Here is an 11953-nt window from a genome sequence, read left to right on the forward strand (position 1 = left end):
GACCCGCGCCCACAATGGGACGATGAACACGGCATCTGACCTGGCATCGCTGGCGGCACTGCTCGCCGATCAGACGCGGGCGGCCATGTGCCTGGCACTGCTGGACGGCCGGGCCTGGACCGCGGGCGAGCTCGCGGCCCATACCGGCGTCGCGCCCTCCACCGCGACCGAGCACCTGCACCGCCTGATCAGCGGCGGGCTGCTCGTGGAGCGGCGCCAGGGCCGCCATCGATACGTACAGCTCAGCGGTCCGGCGGTCGCGCAACTGATCGAGGACCTGTCGGCCCACACCAGCCCCCGGCCGGCCCCGGCGCACGGGCTGCGGGAGACGACGGCCAGTGCCGCCCTGCGACGCGGCCGCACCTGCTACGACCACCTGGCCGGGCGGCTCGGGGTGGCGATAACCGACGCGATGACCGTGGCGGGACTGCTCGATCAGACGGGCGGCTTCGCCCTCACCCCGGCTGGCCTGGCCTGGCTGACCGAGGTGCTGAAGGTGGGTCCGGACGAGTTGCGGCCCGCGAAACGGCCGCTCGCCCGCGGCTGCCTGGACTGGACGGAGCGCCGCCAGCATCTGGCCGGCACAGCCGGGGCGAAGCTGTGCCGACAGCTGCTCGACAACGCATGGGTCGTGCGCATCGGTTCCAGCAGGGCGGTGCGGACGACCCCGGCCGGGAAGATCGCGCTCCGCCGCCTGCTGGAACTCCCTGACATCGACTAGCCGGGCGCGGCCTCCGGCGTCGTCGAGGCCGCGTCCGGCCCGCCGTCAGGCGATGTCGCGGCGGCGGTTGAGCACGATGCCGATGGCGCCCGCGACGATCGCCCAGCCGATCATGACCAGCACGCCGACCCACCACTGCGCGGCCTGCGGGTACAGCTTCTCCGGCGAGACCATGACCTGCGACGCGATGGGCGGCATGACGACGGCGGACGTCAGCACCCAGTCACCGTGGATGAGGTAGTTCCGGATGAGGTTGAACACGCCGATCCCGCCCACGAACCCGCCGAGGTAGATGACCATCGCGGTGACCACGGCGCCGATCTGGCTGTTGATCAGCGTGCCGAGCCCGAAGCCGAGCAGCGCCCACAGCAGGTAAGCGACCAGGTTGAAGATGATCGCCCGCTGGACCGGCCACTCGCCCAGGGAGTTCGTCAGGTCGAGGTTGTGGAAGAACACCAGCCCGGCCGCGAACGACACGGCCCGCGACACGAGCCAGAAGACGAGCCCGAGTCCGAGCACGGCGAAGAGCTTGCCGAACACCACGCGGGTCCGCTGCGGCGTGGTCAGGAACGTGGCCGTCGCCGTCTGGTACTGGAATTCGTTGGTGATGACGAGGGCGCCCAGCAGCATCACCAGCAGCAGGCCGAAGAACTGGCCGCTGGTGAAGATGTTGCCGGCCGCGTTGACCGCTTGCAGGTGCAGGTCGTGCAGCTGCGCGAACTCCGCCCTGGCCGCCGCGATCTCCACCGCGCTCATGTTGCGGCCCGGCTTGAACACGGCGGCGGTGTCGCGCGCCCGGGCGAGGTGCTCGGACGCCTCGGCCATGTTGATGAACAGCGCGAGCCCGGTGAAGACCAGCGACGCGATGCCGAACAGCCACCACGCGTTGGTGGTGGTTATCTTCCGGATCTCGCTGCGGACCAGCCGGAGCCCGGGGATGCCGACGTGGGCGATCACGGGGCGCTGCGCGGCCGGGGGCGCCTGGACTGTCGCGGTCATCGGATGTCTGCCTTTCCGGCCGTCAGCTGGAGGAACACGTTCTCTAGGTCGCGCCGCTCGACGGTCAGCTCGTGGATCTCGGCGCCGGCCCGCATCGCCGCCGCACCGATCGTCGGCCCGTCCGCGCCGACGATCCGCAGCGCTCCGCCCTCGGCGGGCGTGGCCGTGACCGCGGCGCCCAGCTCGGCCAGCAGCGCGTCCGGGCGGGGCGTGCGCACGAGCAGCTGCGCGCCGCCGGCCGAGTCGATGACCTGCGCCATCGGACCCTGCTGGATCAGCTTGCCCGCCGCGATGATCACGACGTCGTCGGCCAGCAGCTCCATCTCGGACAGCAGGTGGCTGGAGACGAGGACCGTGCGGCCCTCGTCGGCGAGCGACTTGAGCAGGCCCCGCATCCACCGGATGCCCTCGGGGTCCAGGCCGTTGGCGGGCTCGTCCAGGATGAGCACGTCCGGGTCGCCCAGCAGCGCCGCGGCGATGCCCAGCCGCTGGCGCATGCCCAGCGAGTAGCCCTTGAACTTGCGGTTCGCGGCCGGGGTCAGCCCGACCGTGTCCAGCACGTCGTCGGCCCGGCCGGCGGGGATCCCGGCCGCGTCGCACAGCATGCGCAGGTGGTTGCGGCCGGTGCGGCCGCGGTGCGCGCCCGACGCCTCCAGCAGCGCGCCGACCTTGCGGATGGGGTCGGTGAGGTCGGCGTAGCGCCGTCCCCCGATGGTCGCGGTCCCCGTCGTGGGACGGACCAGGTTCAGCACCATGCGCAGGGTGGTCGTCTTGCCCGCGCCGTTCGGCCCCAGGAAGCCGGTGACCCGGCCGGGGCTGACGGTGAACGACAGGTCGTCGACCGCGCGCACGTTCTTGTACAGCTTCGTCAGTCCGCTGACAGCGATACCATCGTCGGCCACCGACCAGCTCCCCTTCCGTCCGATGCATAGAAGCGTGATGCATAGTAGTTCTAGGTATCGGCGGGACGCAAGAACCGGGTGGCGCGGTCGGTCGGGCAGGTCAGACCGTGGCGATCTCGAAGTGCATCGGGGCGGCCAGGTCGGCCGGTCCGCCCAGGCACAGCAGGTCGACGTCGGTGGGCTGCGCCCGCAGGCCGGTCAGCGCCTGGGCGAGCGGATCGCGGACGTCGAGGCCGACGGTGAGGAACGAGTGCCGCCCGTGCAGCCGGTTGCAGGCGGCTACGAGCAGGGCACGCAACGTATGTGGATCGGGTGCGCACGGGTTGACCACCGTGCGGTAGCTCAGTTCCCCGCCCGGTCGCGGCAGGCGGGGCGCCCGCAGCAGCGGGGCCGCGACGTTGAACGCGACCCGGGCGGCGGCCAGCCGGGGCGAGTAGCCGGTGACGCGCATCTGCTTGATGGCGTGCTGGTCCCACAGGCCGACGAACCCGGCGAGCCCGCCGCCGGGACGCCGGGCCACCAGGTAGTCCAGGTCGGGCCGGGTGAGCGGGAACGCGTCGCAGACCGGGGCGAACTGGCGGGCGGCGGCCGTACGGTGCCACAGGTCGACCATCTCGGGCTCGTCCGCCGGACCGGCCGCCGACACGGTGAGGTCGCCGGGCGGGACGCGGCGGCGGGTCAGCAGGTCGATGCTGTGCGATCTGATGACGGCCCGCCGCCGGATGCCGGGCTCGACCCGCTGCCGCAGCATGTCGACGGCGTCGTTGCCCGCCAGAACCGTTGCCATAGCGCGCGTCCGGGCCGCCTGGCTCGCGTGCGACGCCGCGATGGCGGTGGGAACAGATGCACCTTGGGGTCGCCGACATAGCCGAGGAGGGTGGGGGCGGCCGCGACAGGTGATCGCGCTGTCGTCACCGTCGTCGGCTCCGACCCACAAGGTGTCACCGGAGTGCCCATTGAGCGCGGCATAACCGACTTGCCGGCCGCTGCGCAATGACGGGTCGCCCACCATTGCGCAGCGGGCTGCCAAGCATTCAACCGACACCCAAGTCGGTGGCTCGCATGGCAAGCGGGGACCACGCCCCGCCAGCTCCCATGAGTCGTCGAGCCCGGCGTCGGAGTAACATCTGTTGCTGGCAGGTATTGTCGCACCCGGCGACTAGCCTGAACGTTGTGTCCGATGTGGGTTGTCAAGTCGTGGTACAGGGTTATCGCTTCGCTTTGGATCCGACTCCCGCGCAGGACCGCGACCTGCGTCGGCATGCCGGAGCAGGTCGATTTGCGTTCAACTGGGCATTGACCGCAGTCCGCACCAATTTCGACCAGCGTGCCGCCGAACGCACCTACGGCCTCACCGAACAGCAACTGACTCCCGCGCTGGACTGGACCCTGCCCGCTCTGCGACGCGCCTGGAATATAGCCAAGCCGCAGGTGGCGCCGTGGTGGTCAGAGTGTTCGAAGGAGGCCTTCAATACTGGTTTGCATGGACTGGCCAAGGCTTTAGGCAACTGGTCAGCCTCCCGCAGTGGCCGCCGCGCTGGACCCCGGGTCGGGTTCCCCAGGCTCAAGTCCCGCCGTCGGGCCGTGCCGTCGGTGCGCTTTACCACCGGCACGATCCGGGTCGAGGACACCCGCCACCACGTGACCCTGCCCAGGCTGGGCCGTATCCGTACCCACGAGTCGACTCGCAAACTCGCCCGACGTCTGCACGCGGGCACCGCCCGCATCCTGTCGGCCACGGTCCGGCACACCGGCGGGCGCTGGCACGTGTCGTTCACCGCGGAGGTCACCCGCACTACCCGCACCCCCGCGCATCCGCAGCAGACCGTCGGCGTAGACGTCGGTATCGCGAGCCTGGCGGTCCTGTCAACCGGCCAGATCGTGCCCAACCTCCGCCACCTGGCCGCCGCGTCCAGCAGGCTACGCAGCGCCGCCCGGACCCTGTCCCGCAGGCAGGGCCCCGACCGGCGCACCGGACAGCAACCGTCCCGCCGCTGGCAGCAGGCCAAGACCCGCCTGGCCCGCGCGCACGCCCGGGTCGCGAACCTGCGTACCGACGGCCTGCACAAACTCACCACCACCCTGGCCGCGACGTACGGCACCGTGGTGGTCGAGGACCTCAACGTCGCGGGCATGTTGGCGAATCGACGGCTGGCCCGGCACATCGGCGACGCCGGCTGGGCCACCCTGCGACGGCAACTGGAATACAAGACCGCCTGGAACGGCGGGCGGGTGGTCGTCGCCGACCGCTGGTTCGCATCCTCGAAAACATGTTCGTCCTGCGGCGCGGCGAAACCCAAGCTGCCACTGCAAGAACGGACCTACCGATGCGAGCACTGCGGCTTGCGCATTGACCGCGACCTGAACGCAGCGATCAACCTGAAGCAGTACGTCGACCGGAGTGGCCGGCAGACGCAAAACGGCCGTGGAGCCGACCGTAAGACCGCCCCTGTGGCGGCAGGTGGCTGTGAAGCGACCACCCCGCACCACCATGGTGGGTCAGACGGGGACCGTCGACCGGCAACGGCCGACAGCAACACGAGCGCTCACTAGAGTGCGCTTGGACGCAACGGTGGTAGTACTCGCGCCAGCTGGCGCGCACGAACTGGGCGAGGTCGTCGCTCAGATCTGGTGTGCGAGCTGTCAACGACGGCCGAAACGTGACCCCCTAGCGACGGGCGGGTTCTAGTACTTGTCGCAACACCCTTGATCATGTGAGGCGTGTTGATGGCGCGACGTGGGCGGAAACGGCGGCTCGAACTCGAGTCGGAGTACTGGCGACTGGTGACCTCAGGGTTAGGCACGGTCGAGGCCTGCCGACTGTTGAAGATCGGGCGCAAGACCGGCTATCGATGGCGTGCGGAGTGCGGCGGCCTGCCGCCGGCGCGAGTGTCGGAGGATGCCCGTTCCAGAAGGTATCTGTCGCTACTGGGCCGGAGTTCCAAGAACCGCCGCGACCCGGAAGGGCCCCGGCTGACGCTGTGGTCCTTTGCCGGACCGCGATCCACTCGACAGCGGTCTGGCCAGCGCCGAGATCGCGCAGCGTGGTGTGAAGTTCTCTCGCTACAGCTGACACCATATCCATCTATAGCGGATAAACCGCGCATCACTCACCCGGGGGACGTCGCCGGTAGGCGAGGGTACGGTCGGCGAACCGATGCATCCAGCACAGCAACCCACTACCCGATCGGTGAGCAAGCTATCCGGACCTTCGCCGCGCCTACCCCGATGCGGTATAACTCGGTGAAGTGACCAGCGTTGAAGGGTGGATTGTGCCCAGCTCCTTTCCCCGTCTCCACCCTCACGTCTGTACTGAAGCAGACCGCGGTGGTCACCTGTGACCGGACCACTTCCTCCCGGTGTCATCGGGTATCGCGGCGGCGACAACACTCCGCTGCGATGGTCGCTTTTCAAAGCATGGGATGAACGCTGCTACTCTTGTGGCAGGCCACTAACCTTCCCCGAGGTCGAAATCGATCACATCATTCCGCGCGATACCGACCCCAATCGATTAGCAGATTTAATCAAGCTGCACGGCCTGCATGACGACTTCCACGTCGACCGACCCGCCAATCTCGCACCCGCGTGCAGCCACTGCAACAGCAGAAAGTCCAACCGGGATCTACTCGCCGCGCTCATAACGACCACGCTTCTTGACGCCGCTACCGGTCATGCGGCCAAGGTCGAGCGACACGCCCGAAGTTACCCCAGCGCCAGCGCCATAGCCAAAGCATTCGTCAAGGCCCGATACGCAAATCCGTATGACCCAAGGATCCGTCAAGTCTTCATAGAACATGCTCCCGAGATCGTACGGATCTTCGGGCAGATCGACGAGGAAAAGGCCAGCGACTTCGCGTCCTTGCGTCACCTGGACGTGAGCGGGCAGGCAGTGATCATCTCGATTGACAAGCTGGGACGTTTTGCGTTACGCGTAGTTACCGACATCTGTGCCGACTCGGTTGAATGCATCATCGAGTCGGTCTTGGACCAGTTGATCACCGGACTTGACCAACGCACCGAAACATACTGCCGCGAAAGCTTATGGGTGGGCACGCCGACGCTGGCCGCAGCGAACACTCTCCATTTGATTGTCACTTCCCACCACCGTGATGGTCCGGCCGTTGTCATCCGATTTCTCGGCGGACTCCTGCGAGAATTCGACGTCGCAGAGGACATGATCGACCCGAGTTTCGCCAGGCGAGGACACTATACGGCACCAGAGAGAGTGCAGGTCGGCGTCACTTTCGAGATGACGGTGCGATGGAATCTCGCAGCACCAGGCGACGCAGCACGCACCGTCGTCATCGATTCTGCGGAATACGAATTCGACGAGATCGCAGAAGTCTTTCCGTGAATTTCACCCAGTGCGCCCGCTTTCCTCATTGCCGGTATTATTCAATCGTCACAAGAAGGATCAAGATCCCGTCCGTACTCGGGAGAAGGTCGAGAACGGGCAGGGTGACGATCCCCCCGGGGGCGGCGAGCCCTGGCGGGCTGCCTCCGGAATTCCCGGTTACCGGCGATCTGGGCATGTGTACCACGACACCATGTCGGGATCACGCATCGGAGTGAGCGCAACGAGTTGAACAAACACCGGTTTGGCCATGAAGGGCACAAGAACAACATGATAGTCGTCATCGGGATGGGTTTAGGAATATTCGAGTTGATCGAGGCTGGCTATGAGGAAGGCCAAGATGAAGCCATCCAGTTCCGTCGCATCGATCCGTGGATTGCCAAGGCAAGGGCCCGATTTCGGGAATCTGCAGTTGTAACGCAACGACCCTTGTGATTTCATTCCTGGACAACAGCTTTGTCCGCCTACAACGCGTCGTTAGCTAATCCAGCCGAGATGGCTCAGGCCCAGTTGCAGGGCGAAACGGCACGCCGACTGTGGCACGGTCGAAGCCGTCTGCCCATCCCGGCGTGTACCTCTCGGCGTTCTCAGTATCCGATGGCCTCCCGCAGCAGCAGCACGGTGCCGCGCCCCGGGCGGGGTTCGGCGTTGAGCACGAGTAGGCGGTTGACGGCGCTCGGCATCCCGTACACCGCCTGGGCGCGGGCGCTCTCCAGCGGGAGGGCGTGCTCCTCGATCCGGCGCAGCGCGGTGTCCAGGTCGGGCACCACCTTCTGCGCGCCGACGATCCAGACCGCGTGGGCGGCGCCGCCCGCGTTGGCGGGCAGCTGGCTGCCGCTGCCCGAGGCGAGGACGAGCGAGCCGGTCTCGGTGACCGCGGCGACGCTGTTGACGACGAAGTCGGGGCAGGCCAGCAGCCTGCGGATCTCGTCGGCGCCGGTGGCGCGGTCGATGCCCAGGACGCGCGGCCTGATGGCGTCGTACCGGCCGCCGGTGTTGATGTCCTCGTCGATGCCGGACAGCCGCAGGGTCTCGCTGGCGCCGGTGAGCACGCTGGCGCCCTCGTGGATCAGGGTCCGGACGCGGGCGCGCGCGGCCGCGGCGTCGTCGAGGATCTCGGCGGCGAAGCCGTTGGCACGCAGCGCGGCGGCCGCCCGCTCCAGCCGGCCGGCCGACGCCGGTTCGGCGAAGGACCCGGCCGGGCCGGTCTCGGTGTCCCGTACCGGGTGGGGGGCCGTGCCCGCCAGCGGGGAGGTGTCGAGGTATCTGACCTCGTACACCCGCTCGGTGAACTTCCAGCCTTCCGCGGTGCGCTGGTAGCGGTCGTGGTAGACGGCGTAGTTCAGGCCCTGGCGCCCGTCGACGGTCCGCGCGATCTCCTGGATGTAGGCGCGGCCGGTCGCGGTGTCGCCGTCGAGCACGACCGTGCCGGGATGCGTGTTCTGTACGAAGAAGTCCCACTGCCGTTGCAGCCGCTCGCCTCCGGCGCGGATCGCCTCGCGGCCGACCAGTTCGACGGGGATGTTGGGCATGCGCAGGGCGCCGTCCGGGGTGAACAGCGACGCCAGGCGGGGCCGGTCGCGCATCATCGCCGCATCGGTGAACTCGCCGCGCAGTGCCTCGATCTCGACGCGGTCCGCGACGGCCTGGAAGTCGTTCATCGGAGTTCCTTTCGGTCTTGTCGTCGTCCTCACCGGTACGACAACGCAGCCCGGCGGAATGTGAGGCGGCGCGCGGACCTCACATTCCGGTGTGCTGTCCGGTCGAAAGGGGGTACAGGCACGGCGAGCGAGGGAGACGTCCGGACCATGACCACCAGTACCGAGCCTGGCGGGGACCAGCGCGACCCCGGTCTCAGCGCGATCATGGGCGAGCGGCGCCGCCTGATCAACCTCGCATACCGGCTCCTCGGATCCCTCGCCGAGGCCGAAGACGTCGTGCAGGAGACCTACACCCGCTGGTATGCCATGCCGGAGCGGGAGCAGCAGGCCGTCGGCTCGCCCGGCGCCTGGCTGATGACCGTCGCCAGCCGCCTCTGCCTGAACCTGCTCGGCTCGGCGCGGGCCAGGCGGGAGACGTACGTGGGCGACTGGATCCCCGAGCCGCTGCCCGGGTCGGCGGGCTGGGCGGCCGGGCGTTCCGGCGGCGGGGTCGACCCGGCCGACCAGGTCACGCTCGACGAGTCCGTGACGATGGCCTTCCTGGTGGTCCTCGACGCGATGACCCCGGCCGAGCGCGTCGCGTTCGTGCTGCACGACGTCTTCCGGTATCCCTTCGGCGAGGTCGCCGAGATCGTCGGCCGCACTCCGGCGGCGTGCCGCCAACTGGCCTCGTCGGCCCGTCGGCGGGTCCGCACCGCACGCACTCCGGCGGGCCCGAGTGCCGGGCAGGCCGCCGTCGTCAGGCGGTTCCGGACGGCTTGGGCGGCCAAGGACGTCGACGCCCTGATCAGCCTGCTCGACCCCGACGCCACCGCGACCGCCGACGGCGGCGGACTGGCCCCCACCCACCTGCACCCGATCGTGGGCGGCGTGCGGATCGCCCGTGCCTACGTCGAGATCGCGCAGGTGGCGGGTGATCGCACGACGTTCTCGGAGTGCACGGTCAACGGCCTGCCCGGCCTGGTCGCGCACCAGGACGGCGACGTCGCGACGGTGTTCGCGTTCGAGATCGCGGGCGACCGGATCAGGCGCATCTGGGCGGTACGCAACCCCGAGAAGCTCCGGCCCTGGCGGATCGGCTGAGACGGGTCTGCACCAGGCTGGGCGCCTCCCGGGGGGAGGCGCCCAGCGTCAGACGGCGGCCGCGCCGAGCACCCATCCCCTGTTCTGCTCGATGAAGTCGACCGGGAAGCCGGGGCTGAACCGGGTCTCCGCCTCCAGGCGCGCCACCAGTTCGGGCGGCAGCACGACCGCGGTGCAGCCCAGGTTGTCGTGCAGTTGGGCGACGGACCGGGCGCCGATGACAGGCAGCACGCCGTCGCGCAGGCGGGTCCAGGCGAGCGCCACCTGCGCCGGGGTGGCGTTCAGCTCGTCGGCGACCTGCTGCACGGCCCGCGCCACACCGAGGTCGCGGTCGCTGATCGAGTCCCTGTTCAGCCGCGCGTTTCCGGCGGGCGTGCCGTGGTTGTACTTGCCGGACAGCACACCGCCGCCCAAGGGGCTCCAGGCCGTCACGCTGAGACCGTACGCCTCGGCCAGCGGCAGCAGTTCCCGCTCGGCGTCCCGGTTGATCAGGCTGTAGGGCACCTGGAGGCCGGTGAAAGCGGTCCACCCGCGCCACTCGGCGAGGGTGTTCGCCCGGGAGACGACCCAGGCCGGCGTGTCCGAGACACCGATGTAGAGGATCTTTCCGGCGGCGACCGCGTCGTCCAGTGCCCGCATGGTCTCGTCGATCGGGGTGTGCCGGTCCCAGATGTGCACCCAGTAGACGTCGATGTGGTCGGTGTTCAGCCGGCGCAGGCTGGTCTCCAGCGACAGCCTGAGGTTCTTGCGGTGGTTGCCGCCGCCGTTGGGGTCGGCGGGGTCGCGCGTCACGGTGTATTTCGTGGCCACCACGAACCGGTCGCGCCGCCCGGCCAGCAGGGTGCCCAGGAACTCCTCGCTGGCGCCGCCGCGGTAGTTGACGGCCGTGTCGACGAAGTTCCCGCCGGCCTCGTCGTATGCGTCCAGGATCCGCCGGCACTCCTCGATCGGTGCGCCCACGCCTCCCTGCTCCCCGAACGTCATCGCGCCGAGCGCCAGTTCGGATACCCGCAGACCGCTGCGGCCGAACGTCGTGCACCTCATGCGGAGACCGCCGCCGCGACGGGATCGCTGACTGCGAAATAGCCGATGACCTGTGTCATGGCGCGACCATACAGCGTGTCTGGTCATACTGTCCAGACGGGGCGTACCGTATGCTGTGCCGTATGACGGCCCGACGCGACGAACCCCACCGGGGCAGCGCCGACCTGCGCGAGCGCATCCTCGACGCACTCCGCGAACTGCTGCGGGAACGCACCTTCGACACGCTCAGCGTGGCGGAGGTCATCACCGCCGCCGGGGTCTCCCGGGCCAGCTTCTACTTCTACTTCGCGGGCAAGCAGGCGGTGCTGGCCGAACTCGTGCGCCGCGCGGTCGGTGCGGGCCACGAGGCCGCGCAGCCCTGGGTGCAGGCGCAGGCCGGACCGCGCGAGACGCTGCGGGCGGGCATCGACGCGGGCGCCGGGCTGTGGCTGTCCAACGCGGCCGTGCTGCGCGCGATCGTCGAGAGCTGGGCGTCCGATCCCCAGCTGCGCGAACTGTGGCTCGTCCAGATGCAGACGTTCACCGACGCCACCATCGCCCGGATCGAGGCCGACCGGGCGGCTGACCCCGCCATGGCGGCCCGGCTCGACGGCGTCGACGTTCCGGCGCTCGCCGCGGCGCTGACCTGGACCGGCGAACGGCTGTACTACCTCGCCGCCTGCGGGGTGCCGCCGTTCGACGACCGGCAGGTCCTGGTCGACACCCTGACCCATCTCTGGCTGTCATCGCTGTACGACTGACACGCGCTCCGGCAGACCCGACACGGCCGACCGGCCGTTGGACAGGCGCAGCCATGGCGGGACCTGTCATCACCCGCCATGGCCGGCGCCTTCGTCACCACACGACTTCGCACCCCGAGACGGTGTCGCCCGCATCCACCGGGCACTGGTCGTAGCCGAGGCCGCCGAGCACCAGGTCGCCGCCGGCACCGTCCTCGGCGACGATGCCGTCGTCGAAGTCCGAGCCGATCAGCCAGTCCGCACCGCCGTTGCCGACCAGACGGGCGGCCACCGTGGTCGAGAGCACGTCGTCGCCCGACCCGCCGAGCACGCCCAGGACCGATGACATGGTCGGGCCGCGCTTCGAGGGCGACCTGGTCCGATGCGTAGAACACGATGGCGGCCACCAGCCGCTCGAAGGACGTTCAGCACGAGCCGATCCTCCGACCTGCGCCTACCACCGGCCTGAA

General features: G+C 69.1%; 11 protein-coding genes. 5 read left to right on the forward strand and 6 right to left on the reverse strand.

The annotated features are described in order from the left end of the window. Window positions 1-22: 22 nt before the first annotated feature. A complete protein-coding gene (locus tag Cs7R123_RS22070; protein ID WP_212829615.1) occupies window positions 23-721 on the forward strand; it encodes a helix-turn-helix transcriptional regulator in 699 nt (232 codons plus the stop codon). Between the two features lie 45 nt (window positions 722-766). Here the strand turns inward: Cs7R123_RS22070 and Cs7R123_RS22075 are convergent, their stop codons facing one another. The 3 genes from Cs7R123_RS22075 to Cs7R123_RS22085 form a co-directional block, all read right to left on the reverse strand. After that, window positions 767-1720 (reverse strand): ABC transporter permease subunit, encoded by a 954-nt coding sequence (locus tag Cs7R123_RS22075; protein WP_212829616.1) that lies wholly within the window; start codon window positions 1718-1720, stop codon window positions 767-769. Next, window positions 1717-2622, reverse strand: coding sequence for an ABC transporter ATP-binding protein (locus Cs7R123_RS22080; protein ID WP_244872077.1), 906 nt, complete (start codon window positions 2620-2622; stop codon window positions 1717-1719). The genes Cs7R123_RS22075 and Cs7R123_RS22080 overlap by 4 nt, the downstream gene beginning before the upstream one ends. 100 nt (window positions 2623-2722) lie before the next feature. Beyond that, complete coding sequence (locus Cs7R123_RS22085; protein ID WP_212829617.1) at window positions 2723-3409, reverse strand: hypothetical protein; 687 nt, start codon at window positions 3407-3409, stop codon at window positions 2723-2725. A gap of 386 nt (window positions 3410-3795) precedes the next feature. On the opposite strand from Cs7R123_RS22085, the gene tnpB reads away from it, so the two are divergent. Both tnpB and Cs7R123_RS22095 read left to right on the forward strand, forming a co-directional pair. Next, a complete protein-coding gene (gene tnpB, locus Cs7R123_RS22090; RefSeq protein ID WP_212829618.1) occupies window positions 3796-5175 on the forward strand; it encodes an IS607 family element RNA-guided endonuclease TnpB in 1380 nt (459 codons plus the stop codon). Window positions 5176-5959: 784 nt separating this feature from the next. After that, window positions 5960-6976 (forward strand): HNH endonuclease, encoded by a 1017-nt coding sequence (locus Cs7R123_RS22095; protein WP_212829619.1) that lies wholly within the window; start codon window positions 5960-5962, stop codon window positions 6974-6976. A gap of 587 nt (window positions 6977-7563) precedes the next feature. On the opposite strand, the gene Cs7R123_RS22100 is transcribed toward Cs7R123_RS22095, so the two are convergent. Continuing rightward, window positions 7564-8637, reverse strand: a complete 1074-nt coding sequence (locus Cs7R123_RS22100) for a nuclear transport factor 2 family protein (RefSeq protein ID WP_212829620.1) — start codon at window positions 8635-8637, stop codon at window positions 7564-7566. A gap of 147 nt (window positions 8638-8784) precedes the next feature. On the opposite strand from Cs7R123_RS22100, the gene sigJ reads away from it, so the two are divergent. Next, entirely contained in the window at window positions 8785-9720 is a 936-nt protein-coding gene (gene sigJ / locus Cs7R123_RS22105) for an RNA polymerase sigma factor SigJ (RefSeq protein ID WP_244872078.1), read from the forward strand. A 48-nt stretch (window positions 9721-9768) separates the two neighbouring features. Here the strand turns inward: sigJ and Cs7R123_RS22110 are convergent, their stop codons facing one another. Continuing rightward, a complete protein-coding gene (locus Cs7R123_RS22110; protein WP_212829621.1) occupies window positions 9769-10764 on the reverse strand; it encodes an aldo/keto reductase in 996 nt (331 codons plus the stop codon). A gap of 122 nt (window positions 10765-10886) precedes the next feature. Between Cs7R123_RS22110 and Cs7R123_RS22115 the strand changes: the two genes are divergently transcribed. Then, on the forward strand, window positions 10887-11504 hold the full coding sequence (locus Cs7R123_RS22115) for a TetR/AcrR family transcriptional regulator (RefSeq protein WP_212829622.1): 618 nt from the start codon (window positions 10887-10889) through the stop codon (window positions 11502-11504). 94 nt (window positions 11505-11598) lie between these two features. Here the strand turns inward: Cs7R123_RS22115 and Cs7R123_RS22120 are convergent, their stop codons facing one another. Then, on the reverse strand, window positions 11599-11832 hold the full coding sequence (locus Cs7R123_RS22120) for a hypothetical protein (protein ID WP_212829623.1): 234 nt from the start codon (window positions 11830-11832) through the stop codon (window positions 11599-11601). Window positions 11833-11953: the final 121 nt, after the last annotated feature.

This window comes from Catellatospora sp. TT07R-123, assembly GCF_018327705.1.
Lineage (GTDB): Bacteria > Actinomycetota > Actinomycetes > Mycobacteriales > Micromonosporaceae > Catellatospora.

What these genes read in the sequence shown, in the direction of transcription:
- Cs7R123_RS22070 (WP_212829615.1), top strand. Translation starts at nt 23, where the DNA reads ATGAACACGGCATCTGACCTGGCATCGCTGGCGGCACTGCTCGCCGAT.
- Cs7R123_RS22075 (WP_212829616.1), bottom strand. Translation starts at nt 1,720, where the DNA reads ATGACCGCGACAGTCCAGGCGCCCCCGGCCGCGCAGCGCCCCGTGATC.
- Cs7R123_RS22085 (WP_212829617.1), bottom strand. Translation starts at nt 3,409, where the DNA reads ATGGCAACGGTTCTGGCGGGCAACGACGCCGTCGACATGCTGCGGCAG.
- Cs7R123_RS22100 (WP_212829620.1), bottom strand. Translation starts at nt 8,637, where the DNA reads ATGAACGACTTCCAGGCCGTCGCGGACCGCGTCGAGATCGAGGCACTG.
- sigJ (WP_244872078.1), top strand. Translation starts at nt 8,785, where the DNA reads ATGACCACCAGTACCGAGCCTGGCGGGGACCAGCGCGACCCCGGTCTC.
- Cs7R123_RS22110 (WP_212829621.1), bottom strand. Translation starts at nt 10,764, where the DNA reads ATGAGGTGCACGACGTTCGGCCGCAGCGGTCTGCGGGTATCCGAACTG.
- Cs7R123_RS22115 (WP_212829622.1), top strand. Translation starts at nt 10,887, where the DNA reads ATGACGGCCCGACGCGACGAACCCCACCGGGGCAGCGCCGACCTGCGC.
- Cs7R123_RS22120 (WP_212829623.1), bottom strand. Translation starts at nt 11,832, where the DNA reads ATGTCATCGGTCCTGGGCGTGCTCGGCGGGTCGGGCGACGACGTGCTC.